We start from the raw sequence: 22,748 nt of genomic DNA, 5'->3' as shown, positions 1-22,748 counted from the left end.
CTGCGGGAACCTCTGCCAGATAAGCTGAATCTCCAGAGAATCCATAGCCGACTTGAGAACAGGCATGTATCCAGTCCCCTCATACCAGAACAAAGTGTTCTTTTCCGAGACCATCCACTTGATGAAGGTCCATGCAGCCTTAACCTTCTCCTCCGAAAGTCCCGACATGATGGAAAGCGAACCACCACCGAGTGTTGTTGCCTTCAGCTTTCCTTCAGGAAGCGGAGCTACCCCTAAATCCCAAGGGATGTTCTCCAGTGCATAACGGATTCCTCCACTAGTCATTGGCCCCATTGAGATTCTACCCATTGTGAATGACTGGATACCTTCATCGATTGTTAAATCTGCTGGGGAAAGACCCTCTGCAAACCAGCGTCTCCACGTTTCCAAAGCTTCGATTCCTTCGGCAGAGTTGATGATGCACTCAGTCATGTCTTCATTGAAAATCTCTCCACCATTTTGCCAGACTAAAGGTTCAAACTGGTAAAACATGGTGTCTACTCCCCACAAAAGACCGTATTGAGAAGGCCTGGAATCTGATGATTTTCTGATTGTAAGCTTTCTGGCATACTCCTCCAGTTCTTCCCAGTTTTTGGGAGGTTTATTGGGGTCTAATCCAGCTGCTTCGAAGTGGTCCTTGTTGTAGAAAAGCATTAAAGCACTTATGTTGAAGGGCAATGCATAAGGTTTACCATCGCGAATTATAGTCTGCCAGAAGCTTTCGACGAAATCTTCTGCACTGAGTGTGGGATCATTTGAAATCAGATCTGTAAGATCTTGTAACGATCCATCTTTGGAGAAAATTTGGATATGTTCAATGTTTACCTGTGCAATATCCGGACCCTTTCCTGCTAGCAGAGCAGCTTTCAACTTTGTTACAGTCTCATCGTATGAACCCTGAAAGATTGCCTTCACTTCGATGCCGTCATGAGACCTGTTAAAATCCGCAACGAGCTTATCGATTATTGGTTTCTGATAATCGGACATCGAGTGCCAGAAAGTAAGTGTCACGGCTCCCAACCCAGTAAGCGAGAAAACTAACAAGGCAAATACAGTAATTATTCTTTTCATCTTTTCCTCCTTTTCACTATCCTTTTAGTCCCGTAAGAGTTATTCCCTTAACGAACTGCCTTTGAGCTATGAAATACGCAATCATAATCGGAAGTGTAGCTACAACGGTGGCGGCCATGAACTCTCCCCACTGAATTCCCCCTTCTGATTTAAACATCGCGAGACCGAGCTGCACGGTCCTCATCTTCGGCTCACTTATTACCAGAAGCGGCCAAAAGTAGTTGTTCCACGACCACATGAACGAAAAGACAGCAATTGTTGCTATTGCCGGTTTGGTAAGTGGCAAAAAGACATTGACCAAAGTGCGTAGAGGACCACAACCGTCAATTGTTGCTGCGTCTTCCAGATCTCTTGGAATAGTTAGAAAGAACTGCCTCAGAAAAAAGATCGAAATAGCGGTCGAGGCATGAGGCAAAATCAATCCAAGATAAGAGTTGTCCATGTTAAGTTTCATGACGACCAGGTATTGAGGAATCATGACAACCTGCTGTGGAATCATCATAGTTGCCAGAAAAACATAGAATATCACATCTCTGCCACGAAACCTCATTCTAGCAAAAGCGAATGCTGCCAAGGAAGCCGTCAAGAGCTGCAAGAAAGTCGTTGCCAATGCTACAACAGTACTGTTTAAAAGATACCTAGCAAATGGAACTTTGGTAAAGACACTTACGTAGTTCTTCATTGTAAACTCTTTGGGTATCAGTGAAAACGGATCCCTAAGTATCTCCTTTAGATCTTTGAATGATGTCATAAAAGACCAGAAGAAGGGAAAGACCATTACAATGGCTCCCACCACAAGAATTACATACTTGACAGTTCTACCGACCCTTTTACTCATAATGAACAGTCCTCTCAATTGTTCTAACCTGAAATACAGTGAGCGAAATAACAAACAGGAATAGAACAAAGGCCATTGCAGCGGCATAACCGAATCGATAGTAAGAGAAGGCTTCACGATAGAGCCGAAAAACAACTACCGAAGTTGTGTTAAGTGGTCCTCCGTCGGGAGTCATAACCATTATCGGTCCAAAGACCTGAAAGGAACTTATGCTAAACATTATCAGAAGAAAAAATGTTGTTGGCGATAAGAGAGGAACGGTGATCTTCCTAAGCATCTGGAATTTGCTAGCTCCACTAAGCGAGGCTGCCTCATAGTATGTCGTTGGGATGTTCTGAAGCCCTGCAAGATAAACGACCATTGCGTATCCAATATTTTGCCATATTCCCATAAGGATTATCACAAAAAGAGACACACTCGGCCCCTGAAGTACTTTGGGAAGTGTAATTCCAGTCCAGTTCAGGAGGATCTGAAAAATCCCTTCTGGATTTGTCAACCAGTTCACGTATTCTCCTCCAAGCGATGCAATTATGTGATTCACATATCCCAGTTCCGTGCTGAACAGAAAACTGAAACCCATGCCTGCTGCAATTGGCGAAGTCACTACCGGAAGAAAGTAAATCATCCTAAAAAAGCCAATTCCCTTCATTGTGGAGTCGTTCAACAAGGTTGCTATGAGAAATCCTATAAGGAGCGAGAAGGGCAGCACGCCGAGAATATAGTAAGCAGTATAAAGCATGGAATCCCAGAATTCACTCGATGAGAGAATCTCTGAATAATTCCTGAGACCTACAAAGGTCATGTTTGGAGAAAGATCCCATTCGAAAAGGCTTATTGCAAATGAATAAAACAGTGGGTAAAGCATAAAGAAAGCTATTATAAGGCCCGCAGGCGCTATAAATAGGTACGGGATAAATTTCTTCACCTGTGTCTACCCCCAGAATCCTCTTCTCAAGAAACTACATCGGCAATACGACACCGTAGGGCTTAAAATCCTTGAACCTTCCTGAACAAACTCAATGAACATCTTACTCACAACGACAAATGTACCACCCAGTAGAGGAAGATAACCTCCTTCTATCTACAACAGGAAAGTACTCTTTCAGCTCTTCGAAAGCCTTTGGCACAAACTTTCTGTAATCACTTCTCTCGAAAAACTCAACAGTAGAGATCAATGGATTTCTGTTCGGAAAAAACTCATGGATCAAGACCTCTTTATTGCAAATTCTTCGACTCTCCTTGTAGAACTTTTCTCTACCTTCACGTTTATGACCGTGAGTGACATAAGAGGCAACAAGAAGATCAAAACTGCTGTCCTCAAAAGGAAGTTTCTCAAAGAAATCACCTTGAACAACCGATACACCACTACCCCTCAAATTGTGCCTGGCAATCATAACCATGGCGGCAGAGGCATCCACGGCAGTCACTTCATACCCTAGCTCGCTAAATGCCAGCGCAAGGGCACCAGTTCCGCAACCAATGTCTAAGACACTTCTTATCCCTTTTCCAAGCAGAGATCGGTGTTCTTTCAGCAACTTTCGATAGCTCTTTAGCTGCGACTTGAACGCAACATCATAAAAGGGAGCAATTAATGTAAAAAGTAATACGTGAGCCCTGTTTCCCATTGATCCTCCTTATCTAGATACTATCAGAAATAAAGCATAATTCTACAACGAGATGCTTGTCTTGACATTTTATATCTGAATTTGTATAATATATATGATAAGTGCATATATAGGAGGTGACTATATGCCATATGGATCAGGTCCAATGAGGTTTAGAGACGGGTCATGCAGATTCTATGGATATGGCCCAGGGTACGGAGCGGGATACGGAAGAGGTATGGGATATGGAAGGGGATTTGGCCCCGGAAGAGGATATGGTTATTACGGACCATACGATTACGACGTAGAGATTTCTCCGGAAATGGAACGTCAAGATTTAAGAGAGTATCAAGCTTTCCTAAAGAAGGAACTCGACATGATCAATGAGGAACTTAGAGAAATAGAGAAAAGGCTTGAGACACTTCAGAACACAACCAGTGCGGAGGAGGAGTGACATTATGCCGTGGAGAGATGGAACAGGTCCTGAAGGCTACGGACCAATGACCGGTTGGGGCATGGGCAACTGTGCACCCAGAGACCGAGTGGTAGGGCCCGCTTACCCGGTTAGAAATTATTCGTACAGGTTTTTCCCGAGGAGAAGGCTCTTTCTCGGGAGAAGAATGGGTTTTGGAGCGGGATTTGGTCCCGGAAGAGGCATGGGTTACGGCTTCAGGAGATGGTGGTAAGCCTTGGTTATCGCAGTATTGAGTGGCAAGGGTGGCACTGGTAAGACGACCCTTGCCACTAATCTTGCCGAAGCAATTTCCGACGAGTTTGAAGTGCAGCTTCTCGATGCAGATGCTGAAGAGCCCGATGTGCATCTCTTCTTCGAGCCGGATATCAACCAGGAAGAGGAGATAGAACTTCTTCTCCCCCTAATAGATAACGAAAAATGTACCCGATGTGGAAAATGTGCTGAAGCATGCCAGTTTGGCGCTCTCTCAGTTTTTGACGCTGGAGTCATGGTTTTTGAATCGCTTTGTCACGGTTGCGGTTTATGCACATTCATTTGTCCCGAGAAGGCCATTACCGAGAGACCAAAGATAATCGGAAAGGTTCAGACCGGAAAGATAAACAAAAAGATTGACTTTGGAATGGGAATACTAGAAATTGGCGAGCCTTCTCCTGTAAAGGTTATAAGAACACTGAAGAAGCACATAAACAGGGATAGAATAGTAATAATCGATTCACCTCCGGGGACTTCCTGCTCAGTTGTTGAAACTCTCAGAAATGTCGACTACGCTATACTCGTAACAGAACCAACGCCATTCGGTCTTCACGATTTAAAACTTGCTGTGGAAATTGTTAGGGAAATGGATATTCCCTTTGGCATTGTAATAAACAGGGATACCGGTTCTTATACTCTTGTAGATGAATACGCCAGTGAAGAGAATTTCTCCGTTCTTGAAAGAATCCCTTTTGATCGCGGTATAGCTGAGTCTTATTCTGAAGGCAAGCTCTTTGTTGAAACTTCGCCAATCTGGAAAGCAAGATTCAAATCGCTTGCGGAGAGAATCCTTTCTTCAGCGGGGGTGTCATGATGTTTCAGCTAGCAATTGTAAGCGGAAAGGGAGGAACGGGGAAAACAACACTCTCGGGATCACTTTCTGTCCTGTTTGATTCTATTGTTATGGCCGATTGTGATGTGGATGCCCCAAACCTTCATCTAATATTGGAAAACAAGCTGATTGAGAAATATGAATACTTCGGTGGAAAGAAGGCTGAGATCTCTGATTCGTGCATTTCTTGCGGAATTTGTGAAAAGCATTGCAGATTCGATGCAGTGATCAGAGGGGGGCCCTATTCGGTTGATCCTTATGCCTGTGAAGGTTGCGGGATGTGTGTCGCAGTATGTCCTGCTGATGCTATTACACTCAAAGACAACAAATCTGGCGATTACTTCTTGTCCCAATCAAACGGCATTCCTCTTGTGCATGCCCTTCTCACTCCCGGAGAGGAGACATCTGGTGGACTTGTCGCGGAGGTAAGAAAGCTTGCCATCAAAGTTGCCGAAGAGGAAAAGAAGGAAGTTATCATCATAGATGGAGCCCCAGGAATTGGTTGTCCCGCAACATCTTCAATAACCGGTACTACTTACGTTCTGGTAGTAGCTGAACCCACAGTTTCCGGTAATCACGACCTGGCCAGAATAGTCGAAACAATAAGACACTTCAAGAGGGATTTCGGAATAGTCATCAACAAGTGGGATCTTAACACATCGAAAAGCTCCTTCATTGAGTCTTGGTGCGGAGCAAACGGCATTGAGCTAATTGGAAAAATCCCTTTTGACGAGCAGGTCGAGAAAGCTACTATTATGGGTAAGCCAGTCGTTTCAATAAAAGGTTCAGAAGCAGCAGAAGCAATTGTGCGTATTGCTCAAAGGCTAAAGCGAAAAATCAGTGGAGTTGGAGGATGAGTATGAAAATTGCTGTTCCAGTGAAAGAGAAGAGTATGAATAGTATTCCGGACGATAGATTTGCCAGGGCAAAGTATTTCCTTATATACGATCCCGAAACTGGAAGTGAAGAATACATTGAACCTGACAACAGTGTAGCGCACGGAGCCGGACCGATGGCGGTGAACATGCTCACAAAGAAAGGTATAAGCGCACTGATTGCCTTTCATCTTGGAGGGAATGCAGTTCAAGCAATTGAAGCGGCCGGAATTGCATTCTACGAAGCGTTCGTCGGAACTGCCAAAGAGAATATCGACGCTGTACTTCGCAAAAAGAAGTAGAATAGAAATTTTGTTGATTCATCCTATCATTTGGACAAATCCCTGGTTTCTGCTATAAAATATAGTTAGAGGTGAAGTGAGTGGAGAAAGAAGATCTTGCAAGACAATTCGATCTTCTGTCGAGACTTTTGAAGGTAGCCAGGGACAATCCATTCAAAATAAGAACTTACGAATTTGCCGCTAAAACTATCAGATCAAACCTTACTTCGGGGAAGCTTTCAAGTCAAGATATCATAGCTCTCTCGTCGATAAAGGGAATCGGAAAAGCTGTAGTAGAGAAGTCTCTTGAGTTCCTTCATGGCTCTGAAATTCAGAAGATTACTGATTTGAAAAGCACACTCCCTAATTCCATTTATGCACTTGCTGCACATGATCTCATTGATCCTGAAGTCTTATCCTTCATCTGGAAGGACATGGGCTTGACTGAGCCGCTTGAGATTGTTGGATTTTTGGTCGACAAAAAGGAGAGCCTCAAGTTGTCTCAAGAAAGGCTCTCCAGTATTGAAGCTCTCCTTATTGAAATTGGTTCCTCCAAAACTAAGTGAAGTAGATCTTCGAATACTTCTCCATTACATACTTCAGGAAATAGCTGGGATCCAGCTCCTTCCCAGTGGCTATTTTTAGAAGTTTTTCAGGTTCGTAACGCCTGGCTTTTGAGTGGATATTATCCCTCAACCAATCTACCAGGGACAGCACATCTCCCTTTTCAATCCTCTTTTCCAGACCAGGGATGTCCTCCTTTGCCTTTGCAAACATCTGAGCAGCATAGAGATTCCCTAGCATGTAAGAAGGGAAGTATCCTATTGTTCCAGACGGCCAGTGTACATCCTGGAGAACGCCATCTCTGTTTGTTTGAGGTTCAATTCCAAGATATTCTTTCATCTTCGAATTCCATGCTTCCGGAAGATCTGAGACTTTGAGATCACCTTTGATGAGTGCTTCTTCCAGTTCAAATCTAACCATTATATGTAGGTTGTAGGTGACTTCATCTGCCTCTATTCTAATCAGAGAAGGTTCTACATTGTTAATTGCTCTGTAGAATTCACATAGAGATACATGTCTGAAGTTCGATGGATATGCCTTCTGAATCTGTGGGTAGAAGAAAGATAGAAATTCCATACTTCTTCCCACCATATTCTCCATCATTCTCGACTGCGATTCGTGGATACCCAAAGAACATGCACCGTAAAGAGGCGTATCGATGAGCGAAATCGGCAATCCCTGTTCATAAATCGCATGGCCCCCCTCATGAATAGATCCGAAGAGCGACGGTGTGAATTCATCAGGTAAGTATTTCGTGGTTACCCTTACATCATTAACACCGATACCAATCGTGAATGGATGAACTGTCTCATCAAGTCTACCTGCTTCAAAGTCATATCCTATTAATTTCAGAGCCTTTCTACTCAGCTTCTCCTGAGCTTTCTTGCTGAATCTGCCTTTAAGAATTCCAGTATCCGGGGATTTGCCTTTCTCTACAATTCTCCTAATAAAAGGAATCAGTTCCGATTTCAGTGGTTCTATTATCTTTCGCAGCTTCTTGGCTGTCATCCCCTCTTCATAGCCTTCCAGAAGCGCGTCATAAGGGTTCTCTTCGTAACCGTAAAGCCTGGCCATTTCTCTCAATAAATCGATAATCTCCTCTAGATAAGGCGCTATACTCTTGAAATCGTTTTCATTTCTCGACCTTTCCCATACCTTTTCACTTTTTGACGATAAAACAGAGAATCTGTGATATAGGTCCGGTGGAATGGCCTTGACTCTGTTATAAGCCTTAGTTGCCACTCTCACCATTGCTTTCTCATCTTCTGTTAATTCCTCTTCAATTTTTCCTTCGGCCAGTTGACTCAGCAAAGTTCCCATCTCTTCGGAAACTGCCTTTCTGAATGCGAGAGTCGAGACGTACCCTAGAACCTCTGATCTCATCTCAGCGCCTTTGGGTGGAATATACGTTCTCATGTCCCACGTTATCAGAGCGGCAGCACTATGAAGATAAGTGATTTCGGAGTACTTCGACCTAAGTTCATCTATAAGCTTCAAAACTACACCTCCAATTTGAAGAATTATATCATGCACATATCTTTACCAGTCCATGAACCTCTTGTCCTTGTTTTCACCATAAGAGATCGCCAGGATAATGAAAGAGGCAAAGTACGGTAAAGATAGAAGAAGTTTAGGAGAGATCTCAGTGGCAACCTGCAGGAAAACTGAAAGCTCAGTGACGAACCCTAGCATTAAAGCGGACAAAAGGACTATTAAGGGATTCTTTCTTCCCATGATAACTGCAACAAGTGCTAACCAACCTCTTCCTCCAGACATATTGGAAACAAAGGCCCCCATTGGAATGGACAAGGCAGCCCCAGCTAGTCCTGAAAGAATACCGCTCCCAGTGTATGCGAGAAACCTTAAGTCGTTTACTTTAACTCCGCTATAAAAAGCGCTTTCCTCGTCGAATCCACAAGAACGCAACTTCACTCCTGTGGACGTTTTCTTGAAAAACAGAAGAAGAAACAAAGGTACTACAAACGCCGATAGATCGAATAAACTCAGTCCGTTGAGCCAACCAAAACCCGAACCGGTGAGGAAATCCAAAGAAAGGACTACGGGTCTTGGAGAATCGCTGAAGACCACAGTCCCTTTGCTTAAAAACCAGTTGTAAGCAAGCGTGACAGTAATTCCCACCGAAAGAAGATTAACAGCTATGCCAACAACAAAGAGATTGGCCTTCAAGTATCTTACAGCGAAGAAGATAATTGAAGAAAGGGCCATCGCCACCAGAATGGCGGCAAGAGTTCCGATTATAACGCTTCCAGTGAACGACGAAACTACAACCGCAAAAAAAGCCGCTGACAATATTGTGCCTTCAAGACCAATATTTAGCCACCCAGATACCTCCGTCAGTAAACCGCCGCTCGCTGCGAGGACAATCGGCGTGGAGTTTTTTATCGTATCCCTGATGATGGCTTCAAGCATATCGTTTCCTCCCGAGGTGTTTGGGAACAAGCGCTTCAGCGGTTATCAAGAAGAAGATCACGGCCTGAACTATTCTGGCAAATTCAGGTGTGATATTTGCTTCAAGCGCTGCAATTTGTGCTCCGCTCTCTAGGTAAGCAAAAAAAAGAGCGGCAGGTATAACCATCACTGGATTATTCCTTGCAATCAATGCGATAGCGATACCATTCCACCCATATCCGCTCGAAAAACCTCTCATTACACGTCCATGAATTCCAACAACATCTATAATTCCCGCTGTAGAAGCCAATCCACCACTCAGAAACAGAGCCCAAAATAGCAACCTATTCGTTTTCAATCCAGCATAAAAAGCGAAAGCTCGATTTTTCCCAACTATTCTGATCTTGAAACCCTCTCTAGTCTTGAATAGGAAGAACCACAATAAAAAGGCAGCACAAAGAGAGAAGAAGATCCCTGTGTGTAAACCAGAAGGCAGCATAAGACCATTGAATCTGAATTTTGCAGGAAGGCTTATGGATGCCGCAAGACCAGAAGCCCTGTCATTTAGTGGTCCTTCGACAAAATAATCGACTACAAGCACTATTCCATTGCTGAGAAGGAGAGATGAAATCAGCTCACTAACTCCAGTTCGGATCTTAAGGATAGCGGAAATACTTGCCACCGAAGCCCCAAAGAAGAAACTGACTGTAAACATGAAGGCAATTCCAATTGCTCCAGGTACAAGATCGGATATAAGAATGCCTACCGAAGTACCCGCCAGCGCTCCCAGATAAACCTGACCTTCCATTCCCAAATTAAAACAGGAAGCTGTGAAGGCAACTGATGCGGCCAATCCCGTAAGCATTAACGGTATCGAATGTGCAAGTAGATTGCCAAAGTAGAAACGATTAGAAAAGACTGAGAGAAAGAAGGCCCTTGCGGCATGGCCAGGATCGTCACTCATCAACACTACTAGAAGAAGACCCGCACTCAAAGAAATTGCGATAACCAGCAGTGATCGTCCAAGGTTGTGAAGTCTTGAAATCACTCTATCTCCTCCATCGCTCCGAAGAGATACTTTCTCAGATCAGGAGTACTTAATCCCGGCCTGATGTCAGAAGAAAAGACGACTCTTCCCTCAGACATGATGAGTATTCTATCAGCAATTGTGAGTGCTTCGTCAACATCTGCCGAAAAAGCTACGATGGCAATTCTCTTCTTTGCCTCCATTAGAAGGAATTTCACGCTCTCGAGACTCTTGACATCAAGTCCTCTGAATGGTTCTCCAAGTAGAAGAACCTTTGGATCGCTGCTTATCTCTCTTGCAAGCAGTAACTTCTGAAGATTTCCACCTGAAAGTGAGGAAATCGGATCTTGAATTTTCCCGAAGGTCACGCCATAATCCCTAAGAAGTTTTCTTGCTGAGAACACATGTTTCTTTTCTTCAACAACCCACTCCCCGTTACTTATTGAGTATACAAGGAGATTGTCCCTTATGGATGAGCCTTTACAGCTGGCAATATTGTCTCTGTCGTAATGAAGAGCTGCCAGTCCAAGTTTACGAAGTTTGAAAGGTTTCAAACCCGTTATATCTTTTCCGTCGAGAATCACTCTTCCGGACAGAACTCTTCTCATCCCGAAAATTCCATCTAGAAGCTCTTCTTGACCATTTCCCGCAACTCCTGAAACAAAAAGGATTTCTCCCCTTCTTGCTTCAAAGGAGACCCCTTTTACGGCCTCACTATTAGAAGAACCTTCAACACTCACTTCCTGAACACGTAAGAGAGATTCATCGGACGTAGGGGACTGAACACGAAGTGCACAGAATTCCCCGCCGTATAGGAGTTCTTGAAGCTCTTTTATGGAAGTCTTATACCTACTTTCTGAAAAGACAACCTTTCCAGAGCGAAGCACAACAATCTTGTCCGAAATGGAGTAAGCTTCACGAAGCTTGTGAGTAATGAAAATTATCGCCTTTCCCAGAGATCTCAGTCTTCTGATGATCTCGAAAAGTTCTTCTTTTTCTCTGTTGGAAATCAGAGTAGTGGGTTCGTCGAATATTATCACATCAGGCGAATTCTGGAGCACTCTAAGAATCTCTAGCTTCTGTCTTTGCCCTGTGGAAAGCGACGCCGTTTCATTGTCTAGCGGTAGCTGAAGAGAGTATTGTTTCATTAATTCTCTAAGACTCTCTCTGTAGTCCTTCATCCTAACTTTCTTTTGGTTACTTCTGAAACCGAGAATAAGATTCTCAATCACCGAAAGCTTATCAACGACTTTTATGCTCTGAGGGACCATTCCCAAACCTTTCTCGTTTGCGAAGTGGGGACCCGATGGAAGGTATTTCTCGCCTTTGAAGACCATCGATCCACTGTCGGGCTTTTCAATCCCCATGATGACCTTCACAAGCGTAGTCTTTCCTGCCGCGTTTTCTCCAAGCAGAGTGGTTATCTCTCCGGAGAATAGAGTTAAAGCGACTCCATCTAAAGCTTTTGTTTCGCTAATTTCATAGGTCTTCTTTAAGTCGTTTATTTCCAAAACAGGCTTAGACAAATGTGCCCCCAAACTTTCAAAATTCAATTCCTTAACAATGTTACCATTACAAAAGAAAAGCGGAAAGCATTAGATGCTTTCCGCTCCTATTAAGCTAAACAATCAAATCAAGCCAACTCTTCTTCCTGGTACTGTGACGGAACAACCGCCTCTTCAACCTGAAGATTGGCGTACATATCAAGACCAGTTCCGGCAGGTATGAGTTGCCCTACAATGACGTTCTCTTTCAACCCTTGTAAGAAGTCGGACTTGCCTGCAACGGAGGCCTCGGTCAGAATCTGAGGTGTCTGCTGGAACGACGCGGCAGATAACCAACCTTCACTCTCAAGAGACGCCTTCGTAATCCTTAGAAGCTTTCGCTTGAACTTAATCGGATCCTTCGGCATTATCTGAATGTTCTTCTCGGGAATTACCGTGTCGGGATTGAAGTCGTCTACGAGCTTCTGATAATGGTCCTCATCGACGTCATATATCAGTATTTGCTTTATACCGCCTTTGAGAATCTTCTCCAGAAGCTCTTCACTTATCGGTTCTGCTTCGGCCGCTATCTTCTGTATCTTTCCATCTTCGTCTTCGCCAAGGACCCTTCTTGCCAGCCTTTTGCCGATCACGTATTCTCTGTTCTCTCCAACTCTGCTGTTGGCTTCTTCTATCGACTTGTTTATCTTTCTAATCTCTACAATGTCCAGCAGATCACCAGGCAAAAAGTCCGTGTCACCTGGGTCTGTCACTTCGACCTTAGAAAGCATCTGCCGAATGATTAGCTCAAAGTGCTTGTCGTGAATCTCGACTCCCTGTTCGGCATAGACCCTCTTTATCTCGGTAAGCAAATACAGAGCGGTCTGAACAAGGCCAAGCTTTTCCATTAGTTTCCTAGGCCTAACGGTTCCCGTGGTAATTGCCTCTCCCTCAGTGACCTTGTCGCCTATCTCTATCTTCGGTTTGATGTTTGAGGAAAGATCGTATTCGCTGATACCTCCGGTCTTTGTTTCTATGTAGACCTTTCGTCTACCCTTATCATCAGAGACGAGATCCTTAACGAAACCACTATCGCCTTTTTCAATAAAGAGCGCTTCGGGATCCTTGAGTTTCTTTCGGGCCTCAAACAACTCTTCAGCCCTCGGAAGACCTCTGGTTATGTCTTGTCCGGTCGCGATTCCACCCGTATGGAATGTCCTCATCGTCAGCTGTGTGCCGGGTTCACCGATTGACTGGGCAGCGACTACACCAACGGACTCTCCGACATTGACTATTTCATGGTTTGAAAGATCCATTCCGTAACACATGGCGCATACTCCGTTGTCGGATTCACACGTCAGAACAGATCTTACCTTTATTGTGGGTCTAACAAATACCTTCTCGATTTCGTTTTTCTGAAGATTCTTGGCCGTAAGCTCGTCGATTTTCTCTTGATACTTTACAAGCATTTCTTTAGAACCGTTCTTTATGGGATCTCCTACAAAGATCTGGTTTACACAGGGAAATGCGACTACCTTTATCTCCTCAATCTCTGAGTTCTTAAGCTGATGCAGAAGGTCACTGCCGATATGGGTTCCTTTCTTGTATTCCTTGTCATTAATCTTAATATCTTCATCAAGCTCTGTGTAGTTAATCAGCCTCGTTACCTTCGCGATGCTTAGAACCTCTTCACGCGCCACTTCAACCTTTGCCTTATAACCAGAGAGGAATGCTGCATCTTCATCTCTGATCATCGTATCTCGGAAGTATTCCTTTCCCGTTTTCTCGTTTTTAAGGACTTTTCCTGTCAACGGGTTGATGACATCGGCTGCAAGAACTCTTCCGAAGAGGAATTCTTCCAGTTTCTCGATCGTTACCCCGTCGGCCATGAGTTCTACTGCCTCAATTCCCTCATGAGTCCCGCAGTTGGGCGTTGTAACAGTAATCGTTTGCGAAACATCTACCAGCCTTCTAGTAAGGTAACCTGCAAAAGAGGTCCTGAGAGCCGTATCGGCAGAACCCTTTCTAGCGCCATGAGTAGAAGTGAAGAACTCGAGCTCGGTAAGACCGTCTCTAAAATTCGACTTTATTGGCACTTCAATAGTCTTCCCGGATGGATCGGCCATAAGACCTCGCATGCCGGCCAGCTGTTTGAGCTGGTCAATGTTGCCTCTGGCTCCTGAGTCGACCATCATGTAAATCGGATTGAATGGATACTTCTCGAACTCCGTGTATGTCTTTTCCATTATCTCCTGAGTGGTATCCGACCAGATTCTAATTATCTCTTCGGTTCTTCCTTCTTCAGTTAGGAATCCCGACTTATACAGGTTCTCAATCTGATCTACCCTCTCCTGCGCAGCCTCTATAATCTTGTCTTTCTGAGGATACACAACTATATCGTTAATGGATATTGTGAGACCGGAAGTGGTTGCATAATGGAACCCGAGCGACATCATATCGTCCAGAAGGTCTGCCGTTCTATCGATTCCATATTCGTGGAAACAGTCGTAGATCAACTTCTTTATGGCTTTCTTGTTGAACTTTTTCATGTAGTCCCTAAGTTTTTCGGGTACTATTGTATTGAAGATTATCCTTCCAACCGTTGTCAGCGTCAGTTCTCCTGAGGAGGGATCGAGTTGTACTAGAATGGGATCGTGGAGAGAGATATATTCAGAGTCGTATGCCAGTAGAGCCTCTCCAGCAGATGAGAACTTCCAATCGACCCATTCGAGAGCCTTTTCTCTCACTTTTCTTTTTGCTTCTACTTCGGAAATTTCCTCATCTTCACGGAGTCTTGCATCGTAATCCATGATCTCTTTTTCTTTCTTTTCATATTCGTGGTCAACTGTCGTGAGATAGTAAACGCCAACGATTATGTCCTTACCGGGCATCGAAATAGGCTTCCCACTGGCAGGGGAAATCACGTTGTATCTGCTGAGCATGAGAAACTTTGCTTCTGCCTGCGCTGCGGCCGATAGTGGAACGTGGACGGCCATCTGGTCTCCGTCAAAGTCTGCGTTGAATGGCGCACAGACAAGCGGATGAAGCTGAATAGCGTTTCCTTCAACCAGTCTGGGTGTGAATGCCTGAATAGATATCCGGTGAAGAGTCGGTGCTCTATTAAGAAGGACAGGATGTCCCTTTATCACATCTTCAAGGACTTCCCAGGCTTCCGGCATTTCCTTTTCTATGATTGTTTTCTTTAGCTTTCTCGCTGTCTTGCTCGATTCACTTCCATGGAGAAGCTTCGAAAGAACAAAAGGTTTAAATAGCTCCATAGCCACTCTCTTGGGAATTCCGCACTCGTGGATCTTCAGATCGGGTCCGACGACGATAACCGCTCTACCTGAGTAATCTACTCGCTTTCCAAGCAGATTTCTTCTGAATCGTCCCTTTTTACCCTTCACCAGATCGGTGAGCGATTTCAGTGGACGTCCAGATTTGTCGGATACGGCCTTCCCCACCCTGCCGTTGTATATGAGGGAGTCGACTGCTTCCTGAAGCATCCTCTTTTCATTTCTGATTATTATGTCGGGAGCACCTATCTGCAGTAGCTTCGCAAGCCGATTGTTCCTGTTAATGACCCTTCTGTAAAGGTCGTTGAGGTCGGTGGTGGCAAACCTTCCGCCCTCTATTTGAATCATAGGACGTAGGTCCGGCGGGATTACCGGGACGACATCCATAACCATCCACTCGGGTTTGTTGCTTGAAGCTATGAAGTCTTTGACGTATTTAAGCCTTCTGAGAAGCTTCAGAGCTCTCGCACTGCTTTTGGGGATGGTCTTCAGCTCATGTTCTATAGCTACCTGAAGCTCTTCCAGATCGATACTCTGCAGCAACTTCTTAATCGCAGCAGCTCCGTAATCACAGGTTACCTTTCCAGGATAGAGCTCTTTGTAGGCCTCATATTCATTTTCTATGAGGACTTCACCGATACTTCTCCCAGTCTCCTCAGAAACAGTGGGATCAATCTCAGTGATTATGACTATTGGCCTATCGCTCTCTGTATCCGTTTCCACTTCGAATTTCCCGGGATAGTACTCATCGAAGATCTTGTACTCCGTTGCCGAAAGGACTTCATCTTCAAAAAGGAATCTGTCGGCAAGAGTATCACCCTTATGGACTTCATCGTCATTCTGGACGTATATGAGTGAGCCTTCGAAGACAGGGTACTTTTTTTCTATTCCCGTTTCGTTTGTAACGACTACCCAGTTGAGCTCTCGCTCGGTACTGCTGTCAAGTCTTTCTATCCTGACTTTCCCGTCGATATCCGTTGTAACCGGTCCGTGGGGAGCCTTCACCTTGTAACCCTGCTCGACTTCGAAGCTGAGCTTCTTTGTGTATATCTCGTACTCCGTCTGGTACATCGTCATACCTGGAAAAAAGTCGGTATCCTTCGGGTCGGTAACTACATACAGCCTTTCGATTACCCTCTTCGATCCATAATAGATGATGTTCTCGAGATCCTTCGCAGGAATGTTCAGAAGCGAAGAAAGAACACTGGGTGCACTCTTCAAGTACCAAACATGTGTCACAGGAGCGGCCAACTCAATGTGGCCCATTCTTCTTCTGCGTGCTTCTTTAGATTCGACTCTGACGCTGCAGCGTTCACATACGGTACCCTCGTACTTCTTACCCTTGTACTTGCCACATGTGCACTCGTAGTCTTTCGTCGGTCCAAAGATCTTCTCGCAGAAAAGCCCGTCCCTCTCCGGTTTGAAGGTACGATAGTTTATCGTCTCGGGTTTTTTCACTTCCCCGCTTGACCAGCTCCTAATTCGTTCCGGTGAGGCGATATCGATTTCCAGTTTGTTGACCTTTCTTTTGTATGTGCTTACTGGCATCTGCTTCCCTCCTTGAGGGGTAGCTCCCTTCTATTGATTCTCATAATTTGTCCACATCCAGCTCGACATTGTTTTGATCGAAAACCTTAACGTCGAGTGAAAGTCCCTGTAGCTCTTTAATAAGGACCTTGAAACTCTCGGGAATCCCGGGTTCCGGGATGTTTATCCCTTTAAGTATCGCTTTGTAGACATCGTTTCTTCCCTTGATGTCGTCCGACTTAATTGTCAGCATTTCGTTCAGAGTGTGAGCTGCTCCATAAGCTTCGAGCGCCCAGACTTCCATCTCTCCAAACCTCTGCCCTCCGAAGTGAGCTTTCCCGCCAAGGGGTTGCTGATGAATGAGCGAGTAAGGCCCGGTAGATCTGGCATGTATCTTATCCTTTGCTATGTGAACAAGTTTAAGCATGTACATGACTCCCACAACAATAGGATAGTCGAAAGGATTGCCGCTTCGTCCATCTCTCAGAGTGACTTTACCGGTCTTCAGATCCTCACTGTCTCCGTCCTCAAGGCCAAACTTCTTTCTCGCTTCGTAGAGTTCGGTCATGATTTCTTCTTCAGTAGCTCCATCAAATATTGGAGTTGCAAAATAACGATTAGTGAGCTTTCCAAGCCATCCTAAGTGGGTTTCCAGAACCTGACCAACGTTCATTCTTGATGGAACTCCCAGAGGTGACAGAACAAGCTGAATTGGCGTCCCGTCTGGAAGGAATGGCATGTCCTCCTTCGGGATAATATTCGAAACGACACCCTTATTGCCGTGTCTACCGGCAAGTTTATCTCCCACATCGAGTGGCTTTCTGATGCCGACGAAAACCTTCACAAGCTTGTTAATGCCGGAACCCAGTTCAGATACCTCTTCCTTTTCGAATACCTTTACATCTATTACTCTACCTTCGACGCCATGAGGAAGTTTTAGGGATGAATCCTTGACGTCCCTTCCTCTGTCACCGAAGACTGATCTGATTATCTTTTCCTCGGGAGTGGTTTCAGACTCGCCTTTGGGAGTGACTTTGCCAACTAGAATGTCTTGAGAAGTCACATAAGCTCCGACCCTAACTATGCCGCTCTCATCAAGGTTTTTCAGCGATTCCTTGGAGACGTTCGGGATGTCTGCAGTAATCTCTTCTGGACCAAGCTGAGTGTCTCTGGCAATTGTTTCGTACATTTCGACATGTATGGTTGTAAAGGTGTCGTCTTCCAATAGCTCCTGATTGACAAGAATAGCATCTTCGAAATTGTATCCTTCCCAGGGCATGAAAGCCACAAGCACATTCTTTCCAAGAGCAAGTTCTCCCATTTCAGTTGATGGGCCGTCGGCAATCGGAGTTCCTGTCTGGACGATCTCGCCAACGGAAACTATTGGTCTCTGGTTTACTGCCGTGTCTTGATTTGTTCTTACGAACTTGTGCAACGTATATACGTCTTCTATAGGTTTCCCTCTATCGTCGAGTTCTGGCTTGCCCTTTTCATCTATTCTCTGGACGATTATTCTTCTTCCGTCTACACTAACCACCTTTCCTCTGTGCTTAGAAAGAACCACGTATCCCGAGTCTCTCGCTGCAACTCCTTCCACACCGGTTCCTACAATTGGCGCCTCGGCCTTGACAACAGGCACGGCCTGCCTCTGCATGTTAGACCCCATGAGGCTCTGTTTGCGTCGTCATTTTCAAGGAAGGGTATCAAAGATGTCGAGATAGAGACTATCTGCTTGGGCGAAACCGACATGTAATCGACTTCCTCCCTGTTAACATATCTCACTTCACCTGCATATCTAATCTCAACATTTTCATCGAGGATATTACCCTTTTCGTCCATATCTACAGTGGAATGAGCGATATTGTAACGCTCTTCTTCATCTGCGGCTAAATATACAATATCGTTAGTAACGGCTCCCTTCTGAACCTTTCTGTACGGAGTCAAAAGGAAACCGTACTTATCTATCTTTGCAAAGGTCGCCATTGAAGTCATCAATCCGATATTGGCACCTTCGGGGGTTTCTATTGGACACATTCTCCCGTAGTGCGAGTGATGGACGTCACGAACCTCGAATCTTGCGTGTTCTCTCTTAAGTCCACCAGGTCCAATGGCAGACAGTCTCCTCTTGTTAGTCAGTTCGGCAAGAGGATTAACCTGGTCCATGAACTGAGAAAGCTGACTTGTCGCAAAGAACTGATGAAGCGTAGTCATTAAAGTTCTTACGTTAACAAGACTCTGAACAGAAATCTTGTCAAACGACGTGTATATTGTGAGCTTCTCTTCCAGAAGCTTATGTATTTTTATGAAAGCCTTCTCAAACTCAGTTTCCATGAGCTCGCCCACTGTCCTCACACGCTTGTTTCCAAGATGGTCCTTGGTGTCAAGCAACTCCGGCCTGCTTTCAATCTCGGTCAGATGTCTTGCCGCGAGAACGACATCAAGTACAGTGAGAATGGAGGATTCTTCTGAGTAATCTGTATCTTTTGAGACTTTCTTTCCTTCAACTTCCTTTAGATAGTCCTGGTAGACCTTTTTCAACCTGCTGTTTACCTTGTACCTTCCTACATCGGAAAAGTCGAAGCGATCAGGGCTGAAATACAAATTGGCAATGTAGCTCTTTGCGGCATTTATTCTTGGAATTTCGCCAGGCCTCAGTTTTCTGAAGAGTTCTATATAAGCATCGTCCTCAGTCATACCTTCGCCGTATGTCTTCTGCAAAGCATTGAACGTTTTCATTGCAATTGGAAGCGGCATCTTTATGGTCTTCACATCTGCTTCAATTGCTCTGGCAATAATCTCTTCGGTTAGCAGCGTCCCTTTTTCTGCAATCAAATCACCACCAGGCGTCTTTATGTCCTCCAGGATCATACTCCCCACGTTTGCGAGCAATTCATCTTCGTCAGACCCGTCGTATTCATTTTCGAAAAGCCTCAGAAGGTCAAGGTCGTTTTCATAACCCAGGGCTTTCAAAAATACGAAGAAGTTTAGTTTCCTTCTTCTGTCAATCCTCGCTTGCATGATCTGCTTGTTAGGATTCAAGAGAATTTCGAACCAAGCTCCCTTAACGGGAAGGAAGTGAGCTACATAGATTGGCAAAGAACCAGAAACTGCCTTTGTAGGCTCATCCACGAAATAAACGCCTGGAGACCTTACAAGCTGATTAACAATTACCCTTTCTGCACCGTTGATTATGAAAGAGGCGTTATCAGTCATATAAGGCAAGTATCCAAAGAAGGCCTCTTCCTCTTTGATCTCTCCAGTGTAGAGATCAGTGATTCTTACCGTTACATAAAGTGGAACCGAATAAGTGAGACCCTTGTCTTTGCACTCCTGAATGGAATGCTTTGCCTCACCGATTCTGGTTGCTACAAAATCCAGAGAGAAGCCTTTCTCGCCCTTCTTAAGGTCCGAACGCTGGATCTGCGACTTGATGGGGGAATACTTCTTCAGAACACTCAGAAGACCTTCATCGATAAACCACTCGAAGGAACGAGTCTGGATCTCAATGAGATTCGGGATTTCAAGAGGTTCATACACTCTTCCAAAGACCCACCGCTCACGTTTGCCAAAATTGGCCTTTCTCATTAGATCACCTCTCGTATGTTTGAGCACACCAAACCCACATCAGAGCGTCTCCCTGATGTGGGTATATTTATTATACAGACAATATGTAACCAGACAATTGCTCAATTACTTCAGTTCGACTTCGGCGCCAGCTTCTTCGAGTTGCTTCTTCAGTTCTTCTGCCTCCGCCTTTGGAAGGTTTTCCTTTACAACACCCTCCGGCGTTCCAGCCTTTTCCACAAGATCCTTGGCCTCCTTGAGTCCGAGTCCAGTTATTGATCTTACTACCTTGATAACATCGATCTTCTTTGCACCAAAAGACTTCAAAACTACCTTGAATTCTGTCTGCTCTTCTTCTTCCTCTGCTGCCGCCCCGCCATTTGCAGGAGCTGCCGCAACTGCAACTGGAGCCGCCGCGCTCACTCCAAATTCCTCTTCAAGGGCTTTAACAAGATCTGAAAGTTCTGCTACTGTCATTTCTTTTATTGCGCTTATAAGTTCTTCCTTTGTCATCTTACCACACCTCCGCGTGAATCATTCAGCTTTTTTATCCTTTATCGCATTCAAAGCATACAGGAACTTTGTTAGCACTCCATTCAGAGTATAGACAAAACCGGTAATTGGGGCAGCAAATCCGCCTACGACCATGGCGATCAACTGCTCTCGGGACGGCAGCTTTGCGAGGTCTGAAGCCCGGTCACCTGTGAAGAATCTTCCTTCAAGATATCCAGCCTTTATTAGCGGAAGAGTCTTGTTATTCTTATTGAAGTCGGTGATTATCTTTAGGGCCGCGATAGGATCTACATCCTCAACAGTTAGAACTGCCGTTGTACCGCTTATCGAATCCTTCCATTCGCTTTCTTCGAATCCGGCCTTGTTAAGAGCGAGTCTTACCAGCGTATTCTTTTTTATCGTGAACTGAGCTCTCTCTTTGTAGTTTTCATAGAGCTTGTCTCTAAAAGTAGTTATGTTCTCTACTTTCATGCCTTTATAGTCCGCGAATAGAATCAATGATGAATCCTTGTAAGCTTTTGTAAGACTCTCGACGATTTCTTCTTTTCTCTCTCTTGTTAGCACTTTCGCACCTCCTTTCAGAAAAGCGGCCCCAAAACGAGGCCGCAGAAGGGTAGATCTTCTACACGCCTCGGTAGGTGGCTTGCGCTCTTAAATACCTACTGTCTCTGGCATTGAAAATATATCTCAGTTTAGACTCTAGTTATTTCTCGGTTTCTCTTGCAAAATCGACTTTTATACCTGCACCCATCGTTGTGGTCAGGAATACCCTCTGCACAAATCTCCCCTTGGAACCAGCCGGTTTCATCTTCATAATCTGATTGAGTGCAGAGACGAAGTTCTCGCGCAGTTTTTCCTTGTCAAAAGACTTCTTCCCTATGGGAAGATGAAGATTTCCAGTCTTGTCGTTCTTCACTTCTAATCTTCCCGCTTTGAAACCCTTAACGGCATCTTCAACATCAGCGGTCACAGTTCCAGCCTTGGGTGACGGCATTAGTCCGCGTGGTCCTAGGATTTTTCCAAGTTTTCCAATATCTCTCATCATGTCCGGAGTTGCTATTGCAACATCAAAATCAGTCCAACCACCTTGAATCTGCTGAACAAGATCATCTGATCCTACAAAATCCGCACCACACCGTTTTGCAGTCTCAGCCTGTTCCCCCCTGGCGAAGACCAAAACCCTGACGTCTTTTCCAGTGCCATTTGGCAATGAAATCGTTCCCCTGACCTGCTGATCAGACTTTGCGGGGTCGATGCCCAACTTCAAGTGCATCTCGACTGTCTCGTCGAATTTCGTCGGAGGAAAGTTTTTCAGTAAATCTATGCTCTCGTCCACTGAATAACTGACGTTTCTATCAACGGACTTTCTTGCCTGAATGTACCTCTTTGATCTAACCGGCATTCAGATCCCCCCTCAACCTATTATTTCGATGCCCATATTACGGGCTGTACCTGCAATTATCTTTGCAGCGGCATCGACTGTTCTGGCATTGAGATCGGGCATCTTAATCTTAGCAATTTCCTCAAGCTGAGCACGGCTAATCTTACCTACTTTGTCTCGGTTGGGGACTCCCGAGCCTTTCTGAATACCCGCAGCCCTGAGTAGCAAGAAGCTTGCTGGCGGGGTCTTGAGGATGAAACTGAAGGATCTGTCTGCGTAGACAGAGATAATTACTGGAAGCACCATACCGGCCTTGTCGGATGTTTCCGCATTGAACTGCTTACAGAAACCCATAATATTCACTCCATGCTGACCGAGAGCCGGTCCAACAGGAGGTGCCGGTGTAGCCTTTCCCGCTTCAAGCTGGAGCTTAATTTGGGCTATCACTTTCTTAGCCATATTTGCCTACCTCCTTGTGGTCAACGGGCTTAGCCCTCCCACTCTTTCAAAAATCAAACAATCTTTTCTACCTCAGATAAACTGAGAATAACCGGTGTTTCTCTTCCAAATATGCTGACAACAACTTTAAGTTCCTGTCTGTCCGGATCTAGATCCGTCACCTTTCCAACGAAATCTTCAAATGGGCCAGAGTTTATCCTTACAACTTCGCCAACGTCAAATTCGACTTCAATCTTTACCGGCCCGCCCATGTGTTCTTCATACTCTTCAATGCCAACCAATCTAAGAAGAGCCTT

General features: G+C 44.9%; 20 protein-coding genes and 1 pseudogene. 6 read left to right on the top strand and 15 right to left on the bottom strand.

The window, feature by feature from the left end; all coding sequences use genetic code 11:
• The 4 genes from BG32_RS11075 to BG32_RS11060 form a co-directional block, all read right to left on the bottom strand.
• Window positions 1-1,071: ABC transporter substrate-binding protein (locus BG32_RS11075; protein WP_147434980.1), on the bottom strand; the 1,071-nt coding region annotated here is incomplete at its 3' end.
• A 16-nt stretch (window positions 1,072-1,087) separates the two neighbouring features.
• Window positions 1,088-1,909: a carbohydrate ABC transporter permease gene (locus BG32_RS11070; protein ID WP_006492433.1), complete on the bottom strand. Its 822-nt coding sequence runs from the start codon at window positions 1,907-1,909 to the stop codon at window positions 1,088-1,090.
• Complete coding sequence (locus BG32_RS11065) at window positions 1,902-2,834, bottom strand: carbohydrate ABC transporter permease (protein WP_006492432.1); 933 nt, start codon at window positions 2,832-2,834, stop codon at window positions 1,902-1,904. Before BG32_RS11065 ends, BG32_RS11070 begins: the two co-directional genes overlap by 8 nt.
• Before the next feature lie 103 nt (window positions 2,835-2,937).
• Window positions 2,938-3,534, bottom strand: coding sequence for a class I SAM-dependent methyltransferase (locus BG32_RS11060; RefSeq protein WP_006492431.1), 597 nt, complete (start codon window positions 3,532-3,534; stop codon window positions 2,938-2,940).
• Between the two features lie 124 nt (window positions 3,535-3,658).
• Here BG32_RS11060 and BG32_RS11055 point away from each other — a divergent pair, with 124 nt between their 5' ends.
• The 6 genes from BG32_RS11055 to BG32_RS11030 all read left to right on the top strand — a co-directional run bounded on the left by BG32_RS11055 (window position 3,659) and on the right by BG32_RS11030 (window position 6,794).
• The gene (locus BG32_RS11055; RefSeq protein ID WP_006492430.1) at window positions 3,659-3,967 is read left to right on the top strand and encodes a DUF5320 family protein; all 309 of its coding nucleotides are present in this window, start codon (window positions 3,659-3,661) and stop codon (window positions 3,965-3,967) included.
• A gap of 4 nt (window positions 3,968-3,971) precedes the next feature.
• A complete protein-coding gene (locus BG32_RS11050; RefSeq protein WP_039882872.1) occupies window positions 3,972-4,199 on the top strand; it encodes a DUF5320 domain-containing protein in 228 nt (75 codons plus the stop codon).
• Window positions 4,200-4,202: 3 nt separating this feature from the next.
• Window positions 4,203-5,054, top strand: a complete 852-nt coding sequence (locus BG32_RS11045) for an ATP-binding protein (RefSeq protein WP_006492428.1) — start codon at window positions 4,203-4,205, stop codon at window positions 5,052-5,054.
• Complete coding sequence (locus tag BG32_RS11040) at window positions 5,054-5,929, top strand: ATP-binding protein (protein ID WP_121526834.1); 876 nt, start codon at window positions 5,054-5,056, stop codon at window positions 5,927-5,929. The genes BG32_RS11045 and BG32_RS11040 overlap by 1 nt, the downstream gene beginning before the upstream one ends.
• 2 nt (window positions 5,930-5,931) lie before the next feature.
• A complete protein-coding gene (locus tag BG32_RS11035) occupies window positions 5,932-6,249 on the top strand; it encodes a NifB/NifX family molybdenum-iron cluster-binding protein (RefSeq protein ID WP_039882868.1) in 318 nt (105 codons plus the stop codon).
• 80 nt (window positions 6,250-6,329) lie between these two features.
• Complete coding sequence (locus tag BG32_RS11030; RefSeq protein WP_006492425.1) at window positions 6,330-6,794, top strand: DNA polymerase IV (Family X)-like protein; 465 nt, start codon at window positions 6,330-6,332, stop codon at window positions 6,792-6,794.
• On the opposite strand, the gene BG32_RS11025 is transcribed toward BG32_RS11030, so the two are convergent.
• The 11 genes and pseudogenes from BG32_RS11025 to BG32_RS10975 all read right to left on the bottom strand — a co-directional run.
• The gene (locus BG32_RS11025; protein WP_006492421.1) at window positions 6,787-8,289 is read right to left on the bottom strand and encodes a carboxypeptidase M32; all 1,503 of its coding nucleotides are present in this window, start codon (window positions 8,287-8,289) and stop codon (window positions 6,787-6,789) included. The two genes, BG32_RS11030 and BG32_RS11025, sit on opposite strands and share 8 nt — an antisense overlap.
• A 42-nt stretch (window positions 8,290-8,331) precedes the next feature.
• Window positions 8,332-9,222 (bottom strand): ABC transporter permease, encoded by an 891-nt coding sequence (locus BG32_RS11020; protein WP_006492420.1) that lies wholly within the window; start codon window positions 9,220-9,222, stop codon window positions 8,332-8,334.
• The gene (locus BG32_RS11015; RefSeq protein WP_006492419.1) at window positions 9,215-10,249 is read right to left on the bottom strand and encodes an ABC transporter permease; all 1,035 of its coding nucleotides are present in this window, start codon (window positions 10,247-10,249) and stop codon (window positions 9,215-9,217) included. Before BG32_RS11015 ends, BG32_RS11020 begins: the two co-directional genes overlap by 8 nt.
• The gene (locus BG32_RS11010; protein ID WP_006492418.1) at window positions 10,246-11,754 is read right to left on the bottom strand and encodes an ABC transporter ATP-binding protein; all 1,509 of its coding nucleotides are present in this window, start codon (window positions 11,752-11,754) and stop codon (window positions 10,246-10,248) included. Before BG32_RS11010 ends, BG32_RS11015 begins: the two co-directional genes overlap by 4 nt.
• Before the next feature lie 107 nt (window positions 11,755-11,861).
• Window positions 11,862-16,556: a DNA-directed RNA polymerase subunit beta' gene (locus BG32_RS11005; RefSeq protein WP_121526833.1), complete on the bottom strand. Its 4,695-nt coding sequence runs from the start codon at window positions 16,554-16,556 to the stop codon at window positions 11,862-11,864.
• Between the two features lie 40 nt (window positions 16,557-16,596).
• Window positions 16,597-20,120: pseudogene (locus BG32_RS17160) on the bottom strand (DNA-directed RNA polymerase subunit beta).
• A gap of 105 nt (window positions 20,121-20,225) precedes the next feature.
• Window positions 20,226-20,612: a 50S ribosomal protein L7/L12 gene (gene rplL, locus BG32_RS10995; protein ID WP_006492415.1), complete on the bottom strand. Its 387-nt coding sequence runs from the start codon at window positions 20,610-20,612 to the stop codon at window positions 20,226-20,228.
• 21 nt (window positions 20,613-20,633) lie between these two features.
• Window positions 20,634-21,176: a 50S ribosomal protein L10 gene (rplJ, locus tag BG32_RS10990; RefSeq protein WP_006492414.1), complete on the bottom strand. Its 543-nt coding sequence runs from the start codon at window positions 21,174-21,176 to the stop codon at window positions 20,634-20,636.
• Window positions 21,177-21,315: 139 nt separating this feature from the next.
• Entirely contained in the window at window positions 21,316-22,014 is a 699-nt protein-coding gene (gene rplA, locus BG32_RS10985; RefSeq protein ID WP_006492413.1) for a 50S ribosomal protein L1, read from the bottom strand.
• 12 nt (window positions 22,015-22,026) lie between these two features.
• A complete protein-coding gene (rplK, locus tag BG32_RS10980) occupies window positions 22,027-22,452 on the bottom strand; it encodes a 50S ribosomal protein L11 (RefSeq protein ID WP_006492412.1) in 426 nt (141 codons plus the stop codon).
• A 53-nt stretch (window positions 22,453-22,505) separates the two neighbouring features.
• A partial coding sequence (locus BG32_RS10975; RefSeq protein ID WP_183084328.1) for a KOW motif-containing protein occupies window positions 22,506-22,748 on the bottom strand: 243 nt, incomplete at its 5' end.

Origin of the sequence: Mesotoga sp. HF07.pep.5.2.highcov, from assembly GCF_003666285.1 — a bacterium.
In the GTDB taxonomy this organism is placed as follows: Bacteria; Thermotogota; Thermotogae; order Petrotogales; family Kosmotogaceae; genus Mesotoga; species Mesotoga prima.
Note: the sequence above shows the minus strand (reverse complement) of the source record. Positions and strands in the feature narration are given on the sequence as shown.

Coding starts and splice junctions, on each gene's coding strand:
- BG32_RS11070 (WP_006492433.1), bottom strand. CDS start 1,909: ATGAGTAAAAGGGTCGGTAGAACTGTCAAGTATGTAATTCTTGTGGTG.
- BG32_RS11060 (WP_006492431.1), bottom strand. CDS start 3,534: ATGGGAAACAGGGCTCACGTATTACTTTTTACATTAATTGCTCCCTTT.
- BG32_RS11055 (WP_006492430.1), top strand. CDS start 3,659: ATGCCATATGGATCAGGTCCAATGAGGTTTAGAGACGGGTCATGCAGA.
- BG32_RS11050 (WP_039882872.1), top strand. CDS start 3,972: ATGCCGTGGAGAGATGGAACAGGTCCTGAAGGCTACGGACCAATGACC.
- BG32_RS11040 (WP_121526834.1), top strand. CDS start 5,054: ATGTTTCAGCTAGCAATTGTAAGCGGAAAGGGAGGAACGGGGAAAACA.
- BG32_RS11035 (WP_039882868.1), top strand. CDS start 5,932: ATGAAAATTGCTGTTCCAGTGAAAGAGAAGAGTATGAATAGTATTCCG.
- BG32_RS11020 (WP_006492420.1), bottom strand. CDS start 9,222: ATGCTTGAAGCCATCATCAGGGATACGATAAAAAACTCCACGCCGATT.
- BG32_RS11005 (WP_121526833.1), bottom strand. CDS start 16,556: ATGCCAGTAAGCACATACAAAAGAAAGGTCAACAAACTGGAAATCGAT.
- rplL (WP_006492415.1), bottom strand. CDS start 20,612: ATGACAAAGGAAGAACTTATAAGCGCAATAAAAGAAATGACAGTAGCA.
- rplA (WP_006492413.1), bottom strand. CDS start 22,014: ATGCCGGTTAGATCAAAGAGGTACATTCAGGCAAGAAAGTCCGTTGAT.
- rplK (WP_006492412.1), bottom strand. CDS start 22,452: ATGGCTAAGAAAGTGATAGCCCAAATTAAGCTCCAGCTTGAAGCGGGA.